The 22,702-nt window shown below is 63.4% G+C and carries 21 protein-coding genes; 13 read left to right on the forward strand and 8 right to left on the reverse strand.

Annotated elements, in window-relative coordinates; genetic code table 11:
* Positions 1 to 220 precede the first annotated feature (220 nt).
* The 13 genes from fliF (at position 221) to fliR (ending at position 13,336) form a co-directional block, all read left to right on the forward strand.
* The gene (gene fliF / locus HHL24_RS18725; RefSeq protein ID WP_169486919.1) at positions 221 to 2,017 is read left to right on the forward strand and encodes a flagellar basal-body MS-ring/collar protein FliF; all 1,797 of its coding nucleotides are present in this window, start codon (positions 221 to 223) and stop codon (positions 2,015 to 2,017) included.
* Positions 2,007 to 3,002, forward strand: a complete 996-nt coding sequence (gene fliG, locus HHL24_RS18730; RefSeq protein WP_169486920.1) for a flagellar motor switch protein FliG — start codon at positions 2,007 to 2,009, stop codon at positions 3,000 to 3,002. The genes fliF and fliG overlap by 11 nt, the downstream gene beginning before the upstream one ends.
* Positions 2,989 to 3,678, forward strand: coding sequence for a flagellar assembly protein FliH (gene fliH / locus HHL24_RS18735; protein WP_206002922.1), 690 nt, complete (start codon positions 2,989 to 2,991; stop codon positions 3,676 to 3,678). The genes fliG and fliH overlap by 14 nt, the downstream gene beginning before the upstream one ends.
* Entirely contained in the window at positions 3,672 to 5,393 is a 1,722-nt protein-coding gene (gene fliI / locus HHL24_RS18740) for a flagellar protein export ATPase FliI (RefSeq protein WP_169486922.1), read from the forward strand. Before fliH ends, fliI begins: the two co-directional genes overlap by 7 nt.
* An 11-nt stretch (positions 5,394 to 5,404) precedes the next feature.
* The gene (fliJ, locus tag HHL24_RS18745) at positions 5,405 to 5,854 is read left to right on the forward strand and encodes a flagellar export protein FliJ (protein WP_169486923.1); all 450 of its coding nucleotides are present in this window, start codon (positions 5,405 to 5,407) and stop codon (positions 5,852 to 5,854) included.
* A gap of 61 nt (positions 5,855 to 5,915) precedes the next feature.
* The gene (locus tag HHL24_RS18750) at positions 5,916 to 7,451 is read left to right on the forward strand and encodes a flagellar hook-length control protein FliK (RefSeq protein WP_169486924.1); all 1,536 of its coding nucleotides are present in this window, start codon (positions 5,916 to 5,918) and stop codon (positions 7,449 to 7,451) included.
* A gap of 1,216 nt (positions 7,452 to 8,667) precedes the next feature.
* A complete protein-coding gene (gene fliL / locus HHL24_RS18755) occupies positions 8,668 to 9,174 on the forward strand; it encodes a flagellar basal body-associated protein FliL (RefSeq protein ID WP_169486925.1) in 507 nt (168 codons plus the stop codon).
* 50 nt (positions 9,175 to 9,224) lie between these two features.
* On the forward strand, positions 9,225 to 10,223 hold the full coding sequence (fliM, locus tag HHL24_RS18760) for a flagellar motor switch protein FliM (protein WP_169486926.1): 999 nt from the start codon (positions 9,225 to 9,227) through the stop codon (positions 10,221 to 10,223).
* Positions 10,216 to 10,659 (forward strand): flagellar motor switch protein FliN, encoded by a 444-nt coding sequence (gene fliN, locus HHL24_RS18765; protein ID WP_169486927.1) that lies wholly within the window; start codon positions 10,216 to 10,218, stop codon positions 10,657 to 10,659. Before fliM ends, fliN begins: the two co-directional genes overlap by 8 nt.
* A 122-nt stretch (positions 10,660 to 10,781) precedes the next feature.
* Positions 10,782 to 11,327 carry a flagellar biosynthetic protein FliO gene (fliO, locus tag HHL24_RS18770; protein WP_169487012.1) on the forward strand — a complete coding sequence of 182 codons (546 nt, stop codon included), beginning with the start codon at positions 10,782 to 10,784 and terminating at the stop codon, positions 11,325 to 11,327.
* A gap of 53 nt (positions 11,328 to 11,380) precedes the next feature.
* Complete coding sequence (gene fliP / locus HHL24_RS18775) at positions 11,381 to 12,160, forward strand: flagellar type III secretion system pore protein FliP (RefSeq protein ID WP_169486928.1); 780 nt, start codon at positions 11,381 to 11,383, stop codon at positions 12,158 to 12,160.
* A 77-nt stretch (positions 12,161 to 12,237) separates the two neighbouring features.
* A complete protein-coding gene (gene fliQ / locus HHL24_RS18780) occupies positions 12,238 to 12,507 on the forward strand; it encodes a flagellar biosynthesis protein FliQ (protein ID WP_169486929.1) in 270 nt (89 codons plus the stop codon).
* 46 nt (positions 12,508 to 12,553) lie between these two features.
* Positions 12,554 to 13,336, forward strand: coding sequence for a flagellar biosynthetic protein FliR (fliR, locus tag HHL24_RS18785; protein WP_169486930.1), 783 nt, complete (start codon positions 12,554 to 12,556; stop codon positions 13,334 to 13,336).
* 165 nt (positions 13,337 to 13,501) lie between these two features.
* On the opposite strand, the gene flgL is transcribed toward fliR, so the two are convergent.
* From flgL to flgF, 8 genes are all read right to left on the reverse strand, one after another.
* Positions 13,502 to 14,731 (reverse strand): flagellar hook-associated protein FlgL, encoded by a 1,230-nt coding sequence (flgL, locus tag HHL24_RS18790; RefSeq protein ID WP_169486931.1) that lies wholly within the window; start codon positions 14,729 to 14,731, stop codon positions 13,502 to 13,504.
* Between the two features lie 10 nt (positions 14,732 to 14,741).
* Positions 14,742 to 16,724, reverse strand: coding sequence for a flagellar hook-associated protein FlgK (gene flgK, locus HHL24_RS18795; protein WP_169486932.1), 1,983 nt, complete (start codon positions 16,722 to 16,724; stop codon positions 14,742 to 14,744).
* Positions 16,725 to 16,880: 156 nt separating this feature from the next.
* Positions 16,881 to 17,654: a flagellar brake protein gene (locus HHL24_RS18800; protein ID WP_206002924.1), complete on the reverse strand. Its 774-nt coding sequence runs from the start codon at positions 17,652 to 17,654 to the stop codon at positions 16,881 to 16,883.
* Positions 17,655 to 18,066: 412 nt separating this feature from the next.
* Complete coding sequence (gene flgJ / locus HHL24_RS18805) at positions 18,067 to 19,065, reverse strand: flagellar assembly peptidoglycan hydrolase FlgJ (RefSeq protein ID WP_169486933.1); 999 nt, start codon at positions 19,063 to 19,065, stop codon at positions 18,067 to 18,069.
* Between the two features lie 12 nt (positions 19,066 to 19,077).
* Positions 19,078 to 20,283: a flagellar basal body P-ring protein FlgI gene (locus HHL24_RS18810; RefSeq protein ID WP_169486934.1), complete on the reverse strand. Its 1,206-nt coding sequence runs from the start codon at positions 20,281 to 20,283 to the stop codon at positions 19,078 to 19,080.
* Between the two features lie 2 nt (positions 20,284 to 20,285).
* Positions 20,286 to 20,984, reverse strand: a complete 699-nt coding sequence (gene flgH / locus HHL24_RS18815) for a flagellar basal body L-ring protein FlgH (RefSeq protein WP_169486935.1) — start codon at positions 20,982 to 20,984, stop codon at positions 20,286 to 20,288.
* A 116-nt stretch (positions 20,985 to 21,100) separates the two neighbouring features.
* Positions 21,101 to 21,889, reverse strand: a complete 789-nt coding sequence (gene flgG, locus HHL24_RS18820; RefSeq protein ID WP_169486936.1) for a flagellar basal-body rod protein FlgG — start codon at positions 21,887 to 21,889, stop codon at positions 21,101 to 21,103.
* Between the two features lie 43 nt (positions 21,890 to 21,932).
* A complete protein-coding gene (gene flgF / locus HHL24_RS18825) occupies positions 21,933 to 22,691 on the reverse strand; it encodes a flagellar basal-body rod protein FlgF (RefSeq protein ID WP_169486937.1) in 759 nt (252 codons plus the stop codon).
* Between the last annotated feature and the right edge of the window lie 11 nt (positions 22,692 to 22,702).

The following is a 22,702-nucleotide window of genomic DNA, read 5'->3' on the forward strand; positions in this document are numbered from 1 at the left end:
ATGACCGGCATGCCAGAAACCGTACCGATCTGGACGAAAGCATAGCAGTGGGCCATCCGGGAAAGCCCCGAAACTAGGGGGGAAACCCCGCTCTGTTCAAGCAATCGGGTTGAGCGGCGCTGCGGATAATTTCAATGGTGAAAGTCTCTGTCCGCACGCCCGCCGACCCTCGGTGCGCTCAAGCGACAGAACGCAAAGGCATCCCGGAGATACCCGACGCATGGATTCGTCAGCCAACTCTTTGATCAACCCCGACGCCCGCATGGGCCTCGCCGGCGCGCAGCCGGGCGCCGGTCCTGCCGGCACCGGCCAGGCCGGCGGAGCTGCGGACCTCGGCGGCCTGGGGAGCAACCTGGGCGGCAACTTCGGCCAGCGCCTGTCGGGTCTCGCGCAAATGCGCGGCAACCCGCGCGCCCCGCTGATTTTCGCGGTCGCGCTGCTGGTCGCCATCGTCGCGGGTCTGTTCCTGTGGTCACGCGCGCCGGACTACAAGGTGCTCTACAGCAACCTGTCGGATCGCGACGGCGGCGCCATCATTACCGCGCTGCAGGCGGCCAACATCCCCTACAAGTTCTCCGACTCCGGTGGCGCGATCCTCGTGCCGGCCGAGCAGGTGCATGAAATGCGTCTGCGTCTGGCTTCGCAAGGTCTGCCCAAGAGCGGCTCGGTCGGCTTCGAACTGATGGACAACCAGAAGTTCGGCATCAGCCAGTTCGCCGAGCAGATCAATTACCAGCGCGCACTGGAAGGCGAACTGGAGCGCACGATCGAGTCGATTTCGTCGGTGAAGTCGGCGCGCGTGCATCTGGCCATTCCGAAGCCTTCCGTGTTCGTGCGCGACAAGGAAGCGCCGTCGGCTTCCGTGCTGGTCAACCTCTACCCGGGCCGCGCGCTCGACGAAGGCCAGGTGTCGGCGATCACCCATATGGTGTCGTCGGCGGTGCCGGATATGCCGGTGAAGGGCGTGACCATCCTCGATCAGGACGGCAACCTGCTGACGCAGCCGTCCACCGGCAGCGGTCTGGATGCTTCGCAACTCAAGTACCGCCAACAGATCGAGCGCAACACCCAGCAACGCATCGACGCGATCCTGTCGCCGCTGTTCGGTTCCGGCAACGCGCACTCGCAGGTCAGCGCCGATATCGATTTCTCGCGCAGCGAGCAGACCTCGGAAAACTACGGTCCGAACGGCACCCCTCAGCAGGCGGCGATCCGCAGCCAGCAATCGAGCACCGCCACCGAAATGTCGCAAGCTGGGGCCTCAGGCGTACCTGGCGCACTGTCGAACCAGCCGCCGCAGCCGGCTTCCGCGCCGATCACGGCGGGCAACGGCACGCCTGGCGTGACAACCACGCCGGTCAGCGACCGCAAGGATTCGACCACCAACTACGAACTCAACAAGACGGTGCAGCATCTGGAGCAGCCGATGGGCGGCATCAAGCGTCTGTCAGTGGCCGTGGTGGTCAACTATCTGCGGGTGGTCGACGCCAAGGGCCACGCGACGATGCAGCCGGTTACCGCCGACAAGCTCGCGCAGGTCAATCAGCTGGTGAAGGACGCAATGGGCTTCGACGCCACGCGCGGCGACTCGGTCAACGTGGTCAACAGCCCGTTCACCGCCGACGTCGACCCGGACGTCGACCTGCCGTGGTGGCGCACGCCGGACATGATCGCGCTCTACAAGCAGATCGCCACTTACCTCGGGATCGGCGCAGTCGCCCTGTTCCTCTACTTCGTGATGGTGAAGCCGGCGCTGCGCCGCGCTTTCCCGCCGCCCGAACCGGTCGTCGCAGCGCTGTCGTCGCCGGACGAGCCGGTCCTGCTGGACGGCATCCCCGCCGCAGAGCGTGCGGGCGCGAGCACCGTCGCCGAACTGGAAAGCGACAGCGAATTGCTCGCACTGGAGAGCTCGAAGCACAAATACGAACGGAACCTGGAGTTCGCGCGCAACATCGCCCGCCAGGATCCGAGGATCGTTGCAACCGTCGTGAAAAATTGGGTGACCGATGAGCGCTGAAGGCGTAATGAAGAGCGCGCTCCTGCTGATGTCGATCGGCGAGGAAGAAGCCGCGCAGGTGTTCAAGTTCCTCGGGCCGCGTGAGGTTCAGAAGATCGGCGTCGCCATGGCCGCGTTGAAAAGCGTGACACGTGAGCAGGTCGATGAGGTCTTGCAGGAGTTCGTCCGCGAGGCGGAAACGCACACCGGCATGTCGCTCGATTCGAACGAGTACATCCGCTCGGTGCTGACCAAGGCGCTCGGCGACGACAAGGCTGGCGCGATCATCGACCGGATTCTGCAGGGCAGCGATACCAGCGGTATCGAGGGCCTCAAGTGGATGGACTCCGCGGCGGTGGCCGAGCTGATCAAGAACGAACATCCGCAGATCATCGCGACCATCCTCGTTCACCTGGACCGCGATCAGGCTTCGGAAATTGTCGCCTGCTTCAGCGAGCGTCTGCGCAACGACGTGCTGTTGCGGATCGCCACGCTCGACGGCATCCAGCCGGCCGCGCTGCGCGAACTCGACGACGTGCTCACCGGCCTGCTGTCCGGCAGCGACAACCTCAAGCGCAGCCCGATGGGCGGCATCCGCACGGCGGCCGAAATTCTCAACTTCATGTCGAGCAACCATGAAGAAGGCGTCATCGAGAACGTTCGCCAATACGACGCGGAACTCGCGCAGAAGATCATTGATCAGATGTTTGTGTTCGAGAACCTGCTCGATCTGGAAGACCGCGCGATCCAGCTGTTGCTGAAGGAAGTCGAGTCCGAGGCGTTGATCATCTCGCTGAAGGGCGCGCCGGCCGCGCTGCGCCAGAAGTTCCTGTCGAACATGTCGCAGCGTGCTGCCGAACTGCTCGCCGAAGACCTCGATGCGCGCGGCCCGGTTCGCGTCTCCGAAGTCGAGACGCAGCAGCGCCGCATCCTGCAGATCGTGCGCAATCTGGCGGAAAGCGGCCAGATCGTTCTAGGCGGCAAGGCGGAAGATGCATATGTCTGATCAGAACTCCGCGGCGAAGGAGCGCCTCTCGGCCTACCAGCGCTGGGAGATGGCCTCGTTCGATCCGGTGCCGCCGGCGCCGCCCGAACCCGAACCCGAAGTCGACGACGGCGCGTTCGAAGCTGAACTCGAACGTCTGCGCGACGCCGCGCATGCGCAAGGCATCGCGACGGGTCACGTGGCCGGGCAGGCGCTTGGTTATCAGGCCGGTTACGAGCAAGGCCACGCTCAAGGTTTCGAGCAGGGCCAGAGCGAAGCGCGCGAAGAAGCGGCACGCCTCGCCGCGCTGGCCGAGACCTTCAAGGCGGCACTCGACGGCGCGCAAGGCGCGATCTCAGAGACGCTGGTCGCGTTGGCGCTGGACATCGCCCAACAGGTGGTGCGCCAGCATGTGCAGCACGATCCGACCGCTCTGATTGCCGCCGCCCGTGAGGTGCTGGCCACCGAACCGGCGCTGGTCGGCGCGCCGGCGCTAATCGTCAGCCCCGCCGACCTGCCGGTCGTCGAAGCCTATTTGATGGAAGAACTGCAAACGCGCGGCTGGACCGTGCGTACCGATCCGTCGGTCGAACGCGGCGGCTGCCGCGCGCAATCCGGCACCGGTGAAGTCGAAGCCGGCATCGACACGCGCTGGGAGCGCGTCGCCGCCGCACTCGGCAAGGTGAGCACATGGTGAAGCCGACGCTCGAAGAGATCCGCGCCAGCGATCTGACGCCGCTCGAACGCGAGCTGGCACTGGCGTCGTTCGGCGCCGAGGCGCTGGCGGATGTGCCGGCTGCGGTGACCCCCGCTGCGGCCGCAGTCGCAGCCATCGACGCCGCACTGCGCGATCCAGGCGTCGGGCATCCAGGCGCTGGGCATCCAGGCGTCGGGCATCCAGGCGCTGGGCGTCCAGCTCACGGGCATCCGGCGAAGGACGCGGCGGCGAGCCACGAGTCCGCTGCCGCGAGCCATGAGTCGCCCACTTCGAGCCCCGCTTCAAACCCCGCCGCCGCTGCCCCGTACGATCCCGCACTCGACAGCAATCCGCACATGCAAGCCTGGCGCGGCAGGCTCGACGCACTGCGCGCACGCAATGCGATCGCCAAGCCGATGCGTGCTTGCGGACGCCTGACGCGCGCCGCCGGCCTCGTGCTCGAAGCAGTCGGCCTGCGCCTGTCGGTGGGCGCCGAAGTGATGATCGAACTGCCATTCGGTAGTTCTCTGGCGATGGCCGAAGCCGAAGTAGTCGGTTTCTCCGGCGACAAACTGTTTCTGATGCCGACCACCGAAGTGATCGGCCTGCTGCCCGGCGCGCGCGTCTATCCGCTCGAAAGCGCGCCGATCGCCGATCCGATGGCGGGCGCAAAGCGCTTGCCGGTCGGCTGGGAATTGCTCGGCCGCGTGCTGGACGCGTCCGGCCGCCCGCTCGACGGCCTCGGCCCGCTCGGCACGCATGCCGATGCGCCGCTGTCCTCGCCGGTCATCAACCCGCTGAACCGCGAGCCGATTCACAAGGTGCTCGACGTCGGCGTGCGCGCGATCAACGCGCTCCTGACCGTGGGCCGCGGCCAGCGCATGGGCCTGTTCGCCGGTTCGGGCGTCGGTAAATCGGTGCTGCTCGGCACGATGGCGCGCTACACCAGCGCCGAGGTGATCGTGATCGGCCTGATCGGCGAACGCGGCCGCGAAGTGAAGGAATTCATCGAACAGATTCTCGGCGAGGAAGGCCTCGCGCGCTCGGTCGTCATCGCCGCGCCGGCCGACGTCTCGCCGCTCTTGCGGATGCAGGCCGCGTCGTACTCGACCTCGCTCGCCGAGTATTTCCGCGATCAGGGCAAGCACGTGCTGCTGCTGATGGATTCGCTGACCCGCTACGCGATGGCGCAGCGCGAGATTGCGCTAGCCGTGGGCGAGCCGCCTGCCACCAAGGGCTATCCGCCTTCGGTGTTCGCCAAGCTGCCGGCGCTCGTCGAGCGCACCGGCAACGGTGCGGCGGGCGGCGGTTCGATCACCGCGTTCTATACCGTGCTGACCGAAGGCGACGACCAGCAGGATCCGATCGCCGACTCCGCGCGCGCGATTCTCGACGGCCACATCGTGCTGTCGCGCTCGCTCGCCGAGGCCGGCCACTATCCGGCGATTGACATCGAAGCGTCGATTAGCCGGGCAATGACCGCGCTGATCGACGATAACCATCTCGAGAAGACGCGTATGTTCAAGCAGATGCTGTCGCGCTATCAGCGCAACCGCGATCTGATCAACGTCGGCGCCTATTCGAGCGGGCGCGACGCGCTGCTCGACCGTGCGATCGCGCTGTATCCGCGGATGGAAGCGTTTTTGCAACAAGGTTTTCGCGAATGCGCGACCTTTGAACCGAGTCTCAAGATGCTGGACGCTCTGTTTGCCTAAGGAGGCTGACGATGGCGAAACACTTTCCGATCAAGACACTCATCGGCCTGGCCCAGGACGATGTGGATGCCGCCGCACAACGTCTGGGCCGCGCGCAGCGCGAGCGCAACGACGTGCAGTCGCAATTTGACTCGCTGGTGCAGTACCGCGACGAATATCACGCGCGCTTCACGGCAACCGCCCAGACCGGCATGCCCGCCGGCAACATGCGCAATTTCCAGGCGTTCATCGACACACTCGACGCCGCCATCGAACAGCAGCGCAACCTGCTGGTAACGGCCAATGCGCGCGTCGAAGCTGCCAAGCCCGACTGGCAGCGCCAGAAGCAGAAGCTCGGCTCGTATGAAGTGCTGCAGGCGCGTGGCGAAGCTGCCGAAGCGAAAACCGCGGCGCGGCGCGATCAGCGCGATGCCGACGAACACGCCGCCCGCATTCTGAGGATGCGTGCCGAGGGCGTTTGACGCGCCCAGGCGCCGCCTCGATTGATCGAACACTCCGTTTGACGGATTGACAGGATTCCCTATGTCGCCTCTTTCACAGATCGGCTCACTGCTCGGCTCTGCCAGCAGCACGTCCACCAACGCGGCCCTGGCCGCCGCGGCGAACGCCACGCCGTTCTCGCAGACCCTGCAGCAGAGCATTGATCTGCAAAACAACGCGGCCGCGCAGAGTGCGAGCAAGCCGCCGGCTTCGTCGTCTGCTTCGTCTGCTTCGTCTGCTTCCTCGTCCTCGGCATCTTCGTCGAGCGTGCATGATGCGCCGCCGCCCGATCCTTCGACGAAGAGCCCGGATTCCGCGAGCAGCAACTCGGCGAGCGCTTCTTCATCCGGCTCGTCGCCGGCCTCATCGTCCGCTTCGTCGACCGCTTCGTCGTCCGCTTCGTCATCCAACACGCAGCAGGCCTCGACCGACAGGACCAACGCGACGCCGCCGAAGTCCGCCAACACAGCCACGCAGACTGACGCGGGCACGGCAGCAGCGGCAGCCGCCGCGCAGGCTCAAGCCCAGGCTCAGGCCAATGCGAATGACGCCACCGACCCGGCGATCGCTGACCCTGCCGCGGCGCTGACTGACACCGCGACCACGCAGTCCGGCACAGACACTCCGACAGGCGGCGCCACGGGCAAAAAGACGGGCGCGACCGATTCGAAGTCGGCGCAGGACGCCTTGCAGGCGGCGCTGGCCGCACTGGCGAGCGGCCAGGGCGCGGTTCCGGCGCAGGCGCTGGCGAGCGGCGCGGCGGCGAATGCTGCGACGGCCGCAAGCGGTCTGGGTACTGGCGCGGGCAACGGACTCAACGAATCGGCGGACGGCAAGACGTTTGCGGCCGGTTTGTTCGGCGACGGCAAGGGGTCGAGCGCCGGCAAGGCCGCATTGACGGCGGCGGCCACCGCGACGATTGCGGATCAATCGGCGGCAGCAAAGGCCGCGGCTGACGCGCTGACCGCGACGGCTGCCAATGGTGCACAGGCTGACGATATAGCGTCCTTCAAGAGTGCGGCCGATGCCGCGACGGCGGCGCTGGCAGCCAGTCAGGCCGCGGCGAGCGCCGCGAGTACGACGGCGGCTGTGCAAACGACGGGCAACGCTGGTGCTGCGGACGTGGCGAATGCGTTGTCGCCGCCGGTGGGCACGACGGACTGGGAAGACGCGTTGAGTCAGAAGGTGGTGTTTTTGTCGAATGCGCATTCGCAGAGCGCCGAGCTGACGTTGAACCCGAAGGATTTGGGACCGCTACAGGTTGTGTTGCAGGTTGCCGATAACCATGCACATGCGTTGTTTGTTTCGCAGCACCAGCAGGTGCGGGAGGCTGTCGAGGCAGCGTTGCCGAAGCTTCGCGAGGCGATGGAGTCCAATGGGATTGGGCTGGGGAGCGCTAGTGTTAGCGATGGGTTTGCCCGGCAGGGCGGGCAGCAGCAGAGTGCTGATTCGGGGCGCTCAGGGGCGCGCGGGGGCAGCGCGGGTGCTTTTGCCGGTGGCGCTGATTCTGGTTCTGTTGATGACGTGGCTAGTGTTGCCGTGCGGCGGAGTGTGGGGTTGGTGGATACGTTTGCTTGACGGCTTTTTTTGCCTTTGCGGCGCTTGGTCGTTTGTTTGCCTGCGGTGTTTGGGTTTGGTTGGGGTTTTTATTGCCTGCTCGGCGGTTTTTGTCTGGTTGCCTGTGGCGTTGGGTTTTCCTTGATCTGGATTTTTTTGGCTTTCCTTGATCTGGATTCTTTGGCCTTTCCTTGAATTGTTAGTGGTCTATTAGCGTTCGCCCCTGTGCGGGGCAGGCACTTACTTTCTTTGCCGCCGCAAAGAAAGTAAGCAAAGAAAGCGGCTCAAACCGCTCATGCTAAGGGGGCACCCTTGCTGGGACAGGGTAGTGGCTCCGTGGAATCCGCGCTCTCGCACCTTCGAGCGTTAGTGACAAAGCCATCATCAGCTCCCACTCCGCACTGCGTGCGTCGCGGACGGGTCTGCCAGGGAAACCAGGGGCTTCGGTTTTGCGCAGCGGGAGCCGTCGGCTTCGCCTCGGCGAGGCACCTCCGCTGTCATGCAGCAAACCCTTCTAATGAAATGTCGTGTGTTGCAACGCTCATAGCTGTCGAGCTAGCTGTAGCCGTTGCCCTTGCCCTTGCCCTTGCCCTTGCCGTTGCCATAGCTGTGCCTGTGCCTGTGCCTGTGCCTGTGCCTGTGCCTGTGCCTGTGGATATGCGATGGCAAACGGTGGTTCCGAGAGACGGGGGAGAGTTGAAACGTAGCGGGTGGTTTTATGAAGTGCTCTTCGGCGCGCGCAGCGCCGCCGGAAGTATGACGCCCTTGTCACTAGCGCATGCAGGTGCACGAACACGGACTCTACGGAGCCACTACCCTGTCCCAGCAAGGGTGCCCACTTAGCATGAGCGGTTTGAGCCGCTTTCTTTGCTTACTTTCTTTGCGGCGGCAAAGAAAGTAAGTGCCTGCCCCGCACAGGGGCGAACGCTAATAGACCACAAACAAATCAAGGAAAGGCCAACACCGCAAGCGCACAGACAAAAAAGCACGACGCAGGCAAAACAAATTAAGGAAAAGCCAACGCCACAGGCATACAGAAAAAAAAACACCGCGAAGGCAACCAACCCCCACCCCCACTGAAGACAAAAAACCCAAAACCCACGCCGACAGGCGCCACCCGCCTGAAAGGCAAAAACCAGAGATAGCCCTCAATAACCCTTCTTTTCGACCCATCGCGCCGCAGGCAAATCAACAACAATCACCATCACCAGCACTAAAGGCAAGCAAAGCAAACCTCATGGCAACCACGACCGCAAACCAGCAAGCCGCGCCCGCTTCCCCGGGCCCCTTGAAGCGCATCATCCTGATCGTCCTCATCGCGATCATCGCCGCAGGCGCTGCCGGCGCGGGTGTGTGGTTCTTCATGTCCCAGCGCAGCCCGGCCCCCGCCTCAGTGGGAATCGCCAGCGCGCCGGCGCCACTGGCCGTGCCGCTCTTCTTCCCGCTCGAATCCATGACGGTCAACCTGCAATCGGACGACGGTCAGCAACACTTCCTGCGTATCGGCCTGACGCTCAAGCTCAACGACCCGAAAACCCAGCAGGAACTCACCGACCATATGCCGGAAGTGCGCAGCCGCATCCTCCTCGCACTGTCGAACAAACACCCGGAAGAACTCGCGCCGCTCGAAGGCAAACGCGCGCTGGCCACCGAACTCCAAACGCTGATCGAACAGCCGACCGATAAGGGCGCCGCACCCATCCACGTCCAGGACGTGCTGTTCACCGAATTCGTCGTGCAGTGAACCTGTTTCACGCTGCCATCACTAACCGCCGGACGCACGAGGAATAAGGAATGGGCCACGAAGAGTTCATGTCCCAGGAGGAGGTCGATGCCCTCCTCAAGGGCGTCACCGGCGAGTCCGACTCGGAAGCCGAGCAGACTGACCGCTCAGGCGTACGCCCGTACAACATCGCGACGCAGGAACGCATCGTCCGCGGCCGGATGCCCGGTCTTGAAATCATCAACGACCGTTTCGCGCGTCTGTTGCGCGTCGGTATCTTCAACTTCATGCGGCGCTCGGCGGAAATCTCCGTCGGTCCAGTGAAGGTGCTGAAGTACAGCGAGTTCACCCGCAATCTGCCGATCCCGACCAACCTGAACCTGGTCCACGTGAAGCCGTTGCGCGGCACGTCGCTGTTCGTGTTCGACCCGAATCTGGTGTTCTTCGTGGTCGATAACCTGTTCGGCGGTGACGGGCGTTTCCATACCCGCGTCGAAGGCCGCGATTTCACGCAGACCGAGCAGCGCATCATCAACAAGCTGCTCAACCTGGTGTTCGACAACTACACGGCCTCGTGGAAAAGCGTGCGCCCGCTGCAGTTCGAATACGTTCGCTCGGAAATGCACACGCAGTTCGCCAACGTGGCGACGCCGAACGAAATCGTCATCGTCACGCAGTTCTCGATCGAGTTCGGCACGACGGGCGGCACGCTGCACATCTGCATGCCGTATTCGATGATCGAACCGATCCGCGACATTCTCTCGTCGCCGATCCAGGGCGAGGCGCTGGAAGTCGACCGTCGCTGGGTCCGCGTGCTGTCGCAGCAGGTGCAGGCAGCGGAAGTGGAGCTGAGCGCCGACCTCGCACAGGTGCCGGTCACGTTCGAGCAGATCCTGAACATGCGCAAGGGCGATGTTCTGCCGATCAACATCCCCGAACACATCACGGCGAAAGTCGATGGCGTGCCGGTGATGGAATGCGGCTACGGAATTTTCAATGGTCAGTACGCGTTGCGGGTCCAGAAAATGATCAGCGCAGCCGAAACGATGAAGGATGGTGGATATGAGTGACCTGAACGCAAAGACTGAGGCAGAGCTGGCCGCCGACGCAGCCAGCGCCGAAGACGACGCGGCGATGGCCGACTGGGCCAGCGCGCTGGCCGAGCAGAACGACAACACGGAAGTCAGCGCGACCACGGCCGGCGTGTTCCAGCCGCTCTCGAAGGTCGAACCGACCTCGACGCGCAACGATATCGACATGATCCTGGACATTCCCGTCCAGATGACCGTCGAACTCGGCCGCACCAAGATCGCGATCCGCAACCTGCTGCAACTCGCGCAGGGCTCGGTCGTGGAACTGGACGGCATGGCGGGTGAACCGATGGACGTGCTGGTCAACGGCTGCCTGATCGCCCAGGGCGAAGTGGTGGTCGTGAACGACAAGTTCGGTATCCGTCTGACCGACATCATCACGCCGTCCGAACGCATCCGGAAGTTGAATCGATGAAATGCGTTGCCAGTCGCGCCGCGTTGCGTAGGTCGCATGGTTCACTTGAGTCACATGCGGCGCGCAATGATCTCCATCGCGCAGGCCTCGCGGCGACCGTGGCAACGACAGCGGCTACGTCGATGTTGATGGTCGCACTGGCTTCAGTGGCGGCCTTCGCACCGTCGGCCGCGCACGCAGCCGACATGAACGCAGTCAACAACGCCGCGAAAATCGCGCCCGGTGTGGGTGCGGGCACGGCCGTTCCGGCGCTCGGCGTCGGCGCGGTGCTGCAAACCATCGTCGGCCTGCTGGTGGTGATCGGCCTGGTGTTCGCCTGTGCATGGCTCGCGCGCCGTTTCGGCTTGCAGCCGGCCAATCGCGGCGGCCTCGTGAAGACAATCGGCGGTGCCTCGCTCGGCGGCAAGGAGCGGGTCGCCGTGGTGGAGATCGGCGATACGTGGCTCGTGCTCGGCACGGCGCCAGGCAATGTGCGTCTGCTGCACACGATGCCCGCCGGTTCAGCCGCGGTCGATCCGGTCGCCGGTATGCAACCGGCCGCACCAGGCGCATCGAATGTTTCGAGCGCGCGCGCAGCGTTGCCCGGCACTTTCGGCCAACGCTTTCGAGACGCTTTAAAAGGCGAAGTGGGCAAACGTTTCAATGGGCAAGGCGGCGGGGATCGGTAATGCAGTTCAGTCTTCAATCAGCGCAATCGGTGCGTCATGCGCACGCCACTCGCATGTCTTGCGCCGCCTCGAAAGTCATTCCCGTCCTGCGCCGTGTCGCACCGGTCGTGTTGCCGGCACTGATGCTCGCGCTGCCGACGCTGTCGTTCGCACAAACCGCCGGCTTGCCGGCCTTCAATACGAGCCCGGGTCCGAACGGCGGCACGACCTACTCGCTGAGCGTGCAGACGATGCTGCTGCTCACGATGCTGTCGTTCCTGCCGGCAATGGTGCTGATGATGACGAGCTTCACACGCATCATCATTGTGTTGTCGCTGCTGCGCCAGGCGCTCGGCACGACCACCACGCCGCCTAACCAGGTGCTGGTCGGTCTCGCGCTGTTCCTCACGCTGTTCGTGATGTCGCCGGTGCTAGACAAGGCCTATAACGACGGCTACAAACCGTTCTCCGATGGCTCGATGCCGATGGAGACGGCGGTCACCCGCGGCCTCGCACCGTTCAAGACGTTCATGCTGCGCCAGACCCGCGAAAGCGATCTCGCGCTGTTCGCCCGCATCTCGCACGCCGCGCCGATGCAAGGACCGGAAGACGTACCGCTGTCGCTGCTGGTACCGTCGTTCGTGACGAGTGAACTGAAGACGGGCTTCCAGATCGGCTTCACGATTTTCATCCCGTTTCTGATCATCGACATGGTGGTGGCGAGCGTGCTGATGTCGATGGGGATGATGATGGTGTCGCCCGCCACCATCTCGCTGCCGTTCAAGCTGATGCTGTTCGTGCTGGTCGACGGTTGGCAGTTGCTGCTCGGCTCGCTCGCGCAGAGCTTTGTTTAACCGGGTCGCTTAGTTACGGCACTTAGCTACGGCACTTAGCTGCGTCACCCAACCCTTCACGCTTCCGGTACTACGCCATGAATCAGGAATCCGTCATGACGCTCGCGCACCAGGCCATGTATATCGGCCTGCTGCTCGCCGCGCCGTTGCTGCTGGTCGCGCTGGTGGTCGGTCTGGTGGTGAGCCTGTTCCAGGCCGCTACGCAGATCAACGAAACCACGCTGTCGTTCATTCCGAAGCTGCTCGCGATCGCCATCACAATGGTGATCGCCGGTCCGTGGATGTTGACCATCATGCTCGACTACCTGCGCGAAACGCTCACCAACATCCCTTCGCTCGTCAACTGAGCGCGGCCCCGGCCTCCGCTCAGCGCTTGCGCCCTTCCCTACCGCCATGTTTTCCGTCACCTACGCACAACTGAATGCCTGGCTCACGGCGTTCCTGTGGCCTTTCGTGCGGATTCTCGCACTGGTGGCGACCGCGCCGGTGCTCGGCAACGCCTCGCTGCCAATGCGCGTGAAGATCGGCCTCGCGGCGTTCATCACAATCATCGTCGCGCCCACGCTCGGCGCGCTGCCGCAGGTGACGGTGTTTTCCGCTGAAGGCGTGTGGATCATCGTCAACCAGTTCCTGATCGGCATCGCGCTCGGCATGACAATGCAGATCGTGTTTCAGGCGATCGGCGCCACCGGCGACTTTGTCGGTCTGGGCATGGGTCTCGGTTTCGCGACATTCTTCGACGCGCAGGCGAGCAGTTCCAGCCAGGTGCTGTCGAGCTATATGACCACCATCGCGATGCTGGTGTTTCTGGTGATCGACGGCCATCTGCAGATGATCAGCGCGCTCTTGACCACGTTCCAGTCAGTGCCGGTGTCGGCGAACATTCTGGGTGCGCCCGGTTGGCGCACGCTGGCGAATTTCGGCAGCACAGTGTTTTCGGCGGGTCTGCTGCTGTCGCTGCCGGTGGTCGTCGCGCTCCTGATCACCAATATCTCGCTCGGCATTCTGAACCGCGCCGCGCCGCAAATCGGCGTATTCCAGATCGGCTTTCCGCTGACGATGCTGATCGGCATGCTGCTCCTGCAGCTGATGATCCCGAACATGATTCCGTTCTTCATGCGCCTGTTCGATGTCGGCATCGATCAGATGGGGCGCGTGGCGGCAGGGTTCAAATAGCGCGACTTCCAGGCCGGCGACTGGCTTCGGGTGGGCCCCATCTCACGCCTGCATCGCTGACGCACTTGGGCGATGCTGGCCATGCATCGTTCAACTCAGAACGCGAAAGGGCGGAGCCGGCTCACACCGGCATCCGCCCTTTCGCATTTCAGACTGCTCGCCCGCTTAGTTCAGGTACTGGAACAGCGACACGCTCTGAATCTTCGAAAACGCCAGCTGCGCTGCTTGCAGTGTGGTTTGCGTCATCGTGTACTGGGCGATCGTCTGGACCATGTTGGTTTGCGTCAGATTCGTCAGGTTGGTCGACGTCTGCAACGTGTTGGCCTGCGTGACCGTCTGCAACGCCTGCACTTCCTGTTCGCGACCACCTACGTTCGCCCGCGCGGTGACCACGTTGTTGATCGTGTTCTCGAGCTGGGTCGCGCTGGTGGTCAGCGCATTTTGCAAACTGGCCGTCGAAGCCGTACCCGCGACCGGCGATTGCAGCGTGGCAATCAACTGGTTCAGATTCGCGAACACGTCCATGTTGCCTTGCGTGGCCGGCGTTACCGTGAAGCTGTCACCTGTGCTCGGCGTGCCGGTGATGCTCACCGACTGGCCGCCGAGCGTGATGGCCGAGCCTGCCGTGAAGGTCTGCACCGGACCCGGCGTGCCTGGCGTGCCCGGCGTTGCCGGACTGGTCTGGCTCACCGTGTAGGTGGTCGGCGACAAGAAATTGATGGTGTAGGTGTCCGCATTGGTCGGATCGGTCGGATTCGTCAGGCTCACGCTACTGATCACGCCACTGCCCTGGTTGCCGGGCGTCGCAGCCGGTACCGCGCTCGTGCCGATCGGCGCGACGCTGCCGAAGATCGAGAGGCCGTTGTCGGCCGTCTGGACCGTGCTCGAGCCGGTGACCTGCACGGTGCGCGTGCCGGTGTCGCCCGAATAAGTCACGACGCCGGCCGCATTGGTGCTGTACGGCTGCGCGGTGCTTTGAAAGCCAGCGAACAGGTAGTTGCCCTGCGGGTCGGTCGTGTTGGCCAGTGTCATCAATTGACTGCTCAACCCCTGCAACTGCGTGGCAATTGCGCCGCGGTTGCTGTTGTTCAGCGAAGCGTCGCCGGCTTGCAGTATCAGCGTGTGAATGCTCTGCAACACGGTATTGACGCTGCCGAGCGTGGAGTCTTCCTGTTGCAGCGACGAGAGCGCGGTCGTCTGGTTGGTCGTGTATTGCGACAAGGTTGTCGCAGTCGAGCTCAGCTGCACCGCCTGCGCTGCGCCGAGCGGATTGTCCGACGGCGTGGAGAGGCTCACGCCACTCGAAATCTCGGCATACAACTGCGACAACTGAGTTTGCTCATCGCTCATCGTCGCCACATTCATGTTGAAGTACTGTGAACTGGAGATACGCATGTTCAATGCCTCACTGGAAGATGCCGATCAACGTCTGAAACAGGGTCTGCGCGGTCTGAATGACCTTGCTGTTGGCCTGATAGAGCTGCTGATACTGAAGCAGATTAGCGGCTTCCTCGTTGAGGTTCACGCCGGAGACCGACTGCTGCGCAGTGGTGATCTGCGTCACCACCGCGGTCTGGGCTGTGCTCGAAGTCTGAATCTGGTTGGTCTGGTTGCCGACCTGGTTGACGTAGTTCGCATACGCGCCCACCAGCGTGAGCGTGCCGCCCGACATCGACTTCACGTTAGACAGATTCGACAACGCGAGCGCGTTGCTGCCGTCGTTAGTCGCGCCGGTGTTTGGGCCGATGGAAAATGTATCGCCGGCGGCCGGTGCACCGCTGATTGTCACTGTCACGCCGTTCATACTGCCGGCGGTAGCGTTGTTGATCGTCAGCGTCGCGCCGGAGGCTGCCGAATAGGGCACATCGGGCGTAGTGGCGGTGTCGTAGGTGGTTGAGGTCGGCGGCGTGCCAGCCGTCACCGTCACCATCGAGCCGGTCGGGAATCCGGACAGTCCCGTGCCGTCGTACGTCAGCTTGGTGGTCGCGTTGGGCATGGTATAGCCCGTCGTCACCGTACCCGACGAAATCGTACCGGTGCCGGTGTTGGTCGCCGCAGCCGAGCCAAGCACCGGGGACGCGGCCGCAATCGCCGAAGCGGCCGTAGTCGCGGTAGTGAAGCTGTTCAGCGCGCCGCGGGTCGGTTCCACCGTGAACGAGTCACCGGGGTTCATCGTGCCGGTGGTCGAGAAATTCAAGCCGTTGATCGGCTGGCTCAGGTTGGTCGCCGAGCCCACTACGGCGCCGCTCGAATTGTCGGTCAGCGTGTAGGAGGTGCCGTTATAGGCGAGCGTGTAGTCGCCGGTGGTCGGCTGCGAGGGATTCGCGAAGGACACGCTCAGCGACGCATTGCCCGTGTTCTGCGAGTTCGCGTAGACCGTCGGACTGCCCACCGAGAACAGCGCGCCGCCTTGGGCGCCGGTGAGCGTAATGCCGAGCGCGTTCTGCGCGTTGACCTGCGAGGCGAAGCTCACTGCAATCGCGCCGAGTTGCGCTTCGGCCGGATCGAGCGTCTGGCTTCGGAACGCAGCGAGACCGCCAAGCGTGCCGCCCGTGACGCTGCTGTCGGGCAGGCTTTGCGGTGCGGCGGCCGGGTTCGCGCCGACCTGGCCGAGGTACTGAACCGAGAGTTCGCTGGTGTCGCCCGTCGAAGGTGCCGTGCCGAGGTTGTAGCTGTTGCCAGCGGATACGAGCGGTTGGCCATTGCCCATGAACACGCTGTAGTTGCCGTTGCTGCTGGTCACGACGTTTACGCCAATCAGTTGCGACAGACTCGACACGGCTTGATCGCGTTGATCCATCAGCTGGTTCGGCGGCTGGCCTTGTGTGCTGGCCGCGGCGATCTGTCCGTTCAACTGCGCGATCTGCTGCGTGTAGCCGTTGATCTGCGAAACGGTGCTGGTGAGTTGCGTGTTGACGCTCTGACGCAGCGAGTCGTATTGCTGACCCGCGGCGTTGATCTGGTTGACGAGCGTCTGCGCGCCGCTCATCGCGGTCTGGCGGGTGGACAGCGTGGAGGCGCTGTTCGAGACGTTCTGCAAACCGGTGAAATAGCCGGTGATCGCGCTGGCAATACCGGCGGTCGGGCTGCCGATCAGATTGTTCAGCTGCGAGATCATCGTGCTGTACGCCGACAGCGAGCTGCCCGAGCTCTGCGCGTTGTTCAGCTCGGTGGTCAGATACTGGCTGTACTGGCGCGTCACCGTGACCGTCGAGACGCCCTGCGGCAGATAGCCGGAGCCCGTGTACTGGCCACCGCTTTCCGCGTAGACCGGCGTTTCGATCGTGTAGCCCGGCGTGGACGCGTTGCTGATGTTCTGGCCGGTCGACGTGAGCCCCCACTGGGCTGCGTTCAGTCCGCTAAGGCCGATACTGATGAGATCTGACATGCGTCATCCTGAAGGGCGACACCGACCACATGCCGCCGCGTTACTTGAACATCCTGTTTAACGGCCCTCACGAGGAAAAATTGAGGGCCTTTCCGATGCTTGTTCGACGTTTGTTCCAACGTTTGCGAGGCGCGTGCGGCAAGGCTTTGTCGCTCGTCAGCGCACCAGCGAGCGACGCTTCATTTCGAGCTGCGTAATCAGGCGTTGCAGCGTGTTTTCGGCGCTGCCCGGCAGCGTCACAAAACGGAAGCCGAGTTGATAGCGCTGCGTGCCGTTCGGCAACGCGGTGGAGCGGTGCGACACCAGTTGCAGATCCAGCGAAAGCCGGCCGAGCGAGCCAAGCGATAGTTCGCAATCCAGCAGCCGCGTACCCATCGGCAATTCGGCCACGCGTTCATCCGTGGTGCGCATGCCGACGCCGCCGAGCGACAGATCGTGCACTTCGAAGCGGAACGTGTCGCCTTCGGGCAAACGGCCGGTGCACATATACGGATCGAGAATTGGCGCATCGACGCGGAAATACTCGCGGCGCTGAACGTAAAACAGCACTTCGGGGAAGTTGGCCTCGAATGCGGGCAGTCCTTCGTAGCGGGTTTCGCGTGGCGTGGCGGTCGCAAATTCGACGCGCACGCCGTCAGGCGATGCGTGGAACTGGCAGCGAGGCGCGCCCAATAAGCCTTTGTTCTGATCGGAGAGCGCGCCCCAATCGAAAGTGAAGGTGCGCCCGCGCACGTCGACATCGAGCAGGCGCGTCACGAGTTGACCGCCCGCATATTCAACGGTGAGGAAATCGCCTCGATTGACGAGGTTGCGTAACTGAACGCCGATCTCCAGCGGATTGCGACGGCCGAAATCGGGGGCGCTTTCGTTTAGCTGGGCGTGCGACTGGCCGGGTGCGTCAGTCTGGCCGTGCGACTGGGTAGTATCCATGGGCTTGCCGGTATGCATGTTCTTGCGGGCGCGTGCCAAGGCTCCTGCCGGGGCTTTCGCGCGGTCTTCATCGAAGCCGCTGCACGCGCATTCAACCGGACATTACAACGCTTTCCGGTATGGGGTCTAACTGATTAGCGGCAGCATTCAGCCAAAATTTAGGGGCGTGTAATGAAATATTTGCCGCAAACGTTAAAACGCCAATATGCCACCAGTGGAATCCCGGTGCATCGAATACAGGCGACAATCACGCCGGTTATGCGGGTGGACCGGCCGCCCGTAGGCGGCCGGCCTCGTCCGTCTTGTTATGCACCTGGCCCCGTCGCGTGCATGCTTTATTCGAGAAAATCAAACTGCTTAAACTGATCGGCTGCGCAGTCAAGTGCAACCGCACACCTGCATTAACGGCAGGTCAGCCCATTTTCTGCATGATGGACATCAGCTTTTTCGCGTAATGCGGATCGGTCGCGTAGCCCGCGCGCTGCATGCCATTGGCAAAGCCATTCACGTCATGCGCGGAATTGATCACCTGCGCATAACGCGGGTTGCCCTTGAGCATGCTTGCGTAGTCGGTCATCGCTTCCTGGTACGAGTCGTACGCACGGAATTTTTCGACGGTACGCTGCGGCTTGCCGTTCACATATTCGGTCGTGACCGTCGAGACAGTCTTGCCGGTCCAGTCCTTGGTCGCCTTGATGCCGAACACGTTGTGGCTGGTCGAACCGTCCGACTTCTTGATTTCGCTCTTGCCCCAGCCCGATTCGAGCGCGGCCTGGCCGATGATGAAGCGCGCCGGAATGCCGGTTGCCGCGCTGGCGGCTTGTGCCGGCTCGGCGAGCTTGTCGACGAAAGCGTCGACCTTCGGCGAGCTGCCGTCGCCTTTGATCGGCGGAGTCAGCGCGCTGTTGGCCGAGTAGCCCCTGCCCATCGCCAGTTGGCCGTTGGCCTGCGCATTGCCGTAGGCCTTGGCAAGCGCGTTCAGCGCCGCGGTCTGGCCTTCGTCGCCGCCGCTGCCGCCACCCAACGCATTGGCCATGCCGGGAAGACCACCGCCTGTGCCGCTCGCGCCGCCCACCTGCATGCCCTGATTGCGCATCATCTGCTTGAGCATCGCGTCTGCCACGCCGATGCCCTTCTGCGACAGCTGTTGCGACAACTGCTGATCCATCATCGACGTGAAGGTGGCGCTGTCGTGCGAATCGAACGGACCATCCTGTGGCGTCGCATCGCGCATACTCTTCAGCATCATCTGCGTGAACACCGCATCGAACTGCTGCGCGGCCATCTTCATGCCGGCCTGCGGCGAAGCCTTGGCCTGCGCACTCAATTTGCCGAAGCCCTGCACGTCGAGCGCGAAGCGCTGGGTCAGGTCGTTCGCCGCGTTGGCGGAATTGGTCGTATCCGAATTCATCCTGTGTCTTCCTTAGATGATTTCCAGGTCGGCGCGCAGAGCGCCCGCCGCTTTCATGGCCTGCAGGATCGACATCAGATCCGCGGGCGTCGCACCCAGTGCGTTGAGCGCCTTCACCACTTCGGCGAGGTTGGCGCCGGCGGTCACCATCTTCAGTGCGCCGTTGTCCTGCTTCATCTGAATCTGCGACTGCTTGGCCGACACCGTCTGACCGTTCGAGAATGCGCCCGGCTGACTCACCACCGGCTGCGTATTGATCACCACCGACAGATTGCCGTGCGCCACCGCGCAGTTTTGCAGCGTGACCATCTGGTTCATCACGATCGAGCCGGTGCGCGCGTTCAGGATCACCTTCGCGGCGGCTTGCGCCGGCTTGACGTCGAGGTTCTGCAATTGCGCCATGAAGGCGACCTGCTGCTCCGGGTCGGACGGCGCGCGCAGTTGAATCGTGCGGCCGTCGAGCGCCATGGCGGTGCCGCTGCCGAAAGCGTTGTTGACCGCTGACACCACGCGCTGCGTCGTGTCGTAGTCCATCTCGTTCAGGTCGAGTTGCATCGTGCCCGCTTGCGATACCGAGGTGGGCACCGCGCGTTCGACAATCGCACCGCCAGTGATGCGCCCCGCGGCCAGCGTATTCACCTGCACCTTGCTGCCGTTCGCACTCGCGCCGGCGCCGCCGACCGCGAGGTTGCCCTGGCCAAGCGCATACACCTGACCGTCGGCGCCCTTGAGCGGCGTAAGCAGCAACGTGCCGCCGCGCAGGCTCTTGGCGTTACCAAGCGAGGACACCGTCACGTCGATCGCTTCGCCGGGACGTGCAAACGGCGGCAACACCGCCGTCACCATCACCGCGGCGACGTTCTTCAACTGGATGTTCGACAGCGACGACTGCTGGTTGGTCGAGCCCGCCGCCTGGTTGTTGATCGAGATGCCGAGGTTCGCCAGCATGTTGGCGAGTGTCTGCGTGGTGAACGGCGTCTGCGTGGTCTGGTCGCCCGTGCCGTCGAGACCGACAACGAGGCCGTAGCCGATCAACGGGTTGTCACGCACGCCCTGGATCTGCACGAGGTCCTTCAGACGCTCGGCGTGCGCGGGCGTGGCGGCCGGCAGCGCTGCGCAAGCGAGCGCGACGAAAGCGAGGACGCGGCCTGCCAGGCCAATGCGGCCGAACTGGGTAAGCTGCGCGACGCGGCCAAGGCGAAAGAAGACGGTACGCATGATCACCACGGCGACACGTTGAGGAAGAACCGCTGCAACCAGCCCATGTTCTCGGCTTCGTTGAGATAGCCCTTCGCGGAGTATTCGATTTTCGCGTCGGCCACCTGGGTCGAGTACACGGCATTCAGGTTGGAGATCGTGTTCGGATTCACCACGCCGGAGAAGCGCACGAACTCATCGCCCTGGTTGATCAGCATCTGCTTTTCGCCGCTCACCATCAGGTTGCCGTTCGGCAGCACGCCGGTCACCGTCACGGTGATGGTGCCGTTAAACGTATTGGATGCATTGGCTCCGCCGGTGCCGGCGAACACGTTCGAACCGTTGGCGCTCAGGTTGGTCTTGCCAAACAGTCCACCCAGGAAACCCGCCGTCGGAACGCTGAAGTTGGTCGTGCCCGAGCGATTCGCGTTGGCGCCCGACGACTTCGTCGCGTTGACGTTTTCCTGAATCACGATCGTCAGGATGTCGCCGACATTGCGCGGCCGCTGGTCTTCGAACAACGGCCGGCCCGCGTAACCCGGGTTGAAGATCGAGCCCGGCGACTGCGCTTGCGGCGGCATCGGCGGGACGGCCGTCATCGGCTGCTGGGTGATCGGCTGCTTTGGCACGAGGCCGCAGCCACCCAGCGCCGCGAGCAGCGTGAGCTGCACGAGCGCCTGAGCGGTGCGCGAATGAACCGGATTACGAGTGAAGTGCGACATCTTTGATTACTGCCTTTCGAGAAAACGCCGGGCCGTCCCAAGTTTTCCGCCCCCTTCGGGGGGGTGGCGCGAAGCGACAGGGTCGGGGGCGCTATTAATTCTCAGTCCCTGAAGTCTTAAACCTGCATCTGGCTGAGGGTCTGCAGCATCTGGTCGGACGTCGTCACGGCCTTGCTGTTGATTTCGTAAGCACGCTGCGTCTGGATCATGTTCACCAGTTCCTGCACCACGTTCACGTTCGATGCTTCCACGTAACCCTGATTGAGCGTGCCGGCGCCGTTCAGGCCCGGTTGCGCGACGTTCGGTGCACCCGACGACGCGGTTTCCGCGAACAGGTTTTCACCCTTCGCATCCAGACCGGCCGGGTTGATGAAGGTGGCGATCTGCATCGAGCCGAGCTGCTGGCTGTTGGTCGAGCCGGCAACGGTGATCGACACCACGCCGTCGCTGCCGATGGTCATCGAGGTCGCGTTGTTCGGAATCGTGATCGCGGGAATCACCTGGTAGCCGCTTGACGTAACGAGCTGGCCTTGGGCGTTGGTCTGGAACGAACCGTCACGCGTGTAGGCGGTCGTGCCGTCGGGCATCTGCACCTGGAAAAAGCCTTGACCGTTGATGGCGACGTCTTTCGAGTTGCCGGTCTGCTGCAGGTTGCCCTGCGTGTAGAGACGTTCGGTCGCGACCTGTTGCACACCGGTGCCGAGCTGGATTCCGGACGGCAGTTCGGTGTTTTGCGTCGAGTTCGCACCCGGCTGGCGAATGGTCTGATACAGCAGATCCTCGAACACCGCGCGCGAGCCCTTGAAGCCGTTGGTGCTGACGTTCGCGAGGTTGTTCGAAATCACGTCCATCTGCGACTGTTGCGCATTCATGCCGGTAGCGGCGATGTAGAGCGAGCGATTCACAATTCTTCTCCTTGTGCCGGGATACCCCCTCGGGGGTGCCCCGTTAGCTAAAGGTGAGCAGCTGGTTGGCGGACTGATCGTTCTTGTCCGCGCTTTCCAGCAGCTGGGTCTGCATCTGGAACTGGCGCGCATTGGTGATCATCGCGACCATCGCGCTGACCGGATTCACGTTGCTGCCTTCGAGCGAAGCCGGCGCCAGCGTGACGGCCGGATCGGCGTCGGCGTCGTTGCCGTCGGCGGTGCGAAAGAGGCCGTCGTCACCACGCGTCATGGTTTGCGGATCCGGATTCACCAGCTTCAGCTGATCGACCGTCACCACCGCGGTCGGCGGATCGCCTGGCGTCAGCGCGGACACCGTGCCGTCCTTGCCGATGGTGATTTCCGCGCCCGGCGGCACGGACACCGGTCCGCCGTTGCCGACTACCGTCTGGTTCATGGCGTTCACCAGCTGGCCGTTCTCGTCGACGTGCAGATTGCCGGCGCGCGTGTAAGCCTCGTTGCCATCGGCGGTTTGCACCGTCAGCCAGCCCGGACCCTGAATCGCCACGTCGAGCGGATTGCCGGTCTGCTGGATCGGCCCCGGCGTATAGTCGGCGCCCGGCGTCGACGACAACACGAAGGTGCGCGTGGTGTCGTCGTTGATCGAACTGCCGTCGCCGAACCCCATCGGCACGGCGCGGAAAGTCGCAAGCTGCGCGCGAAAGCCGGTGGTCGAGGCGTTCGCCAGGTTGTTGGCAACGATAGCCTGCTGTTCGAGCGCTTGCGTGCTGCCCGACATCGCGGTGTAGATCAGCCGATCCATGATGGGAAGTC

Source organism: Paraburkholderia polaris (assembly GCF_012927345.1).
Taxonomy (GTDB): domain Bacteria; phylum Pseudomonadota; class Gammaproteobacteria; order Burkholderiales; family Burkholderiaceae; genus Paraburkholderia; species Paraburkholderia polaris.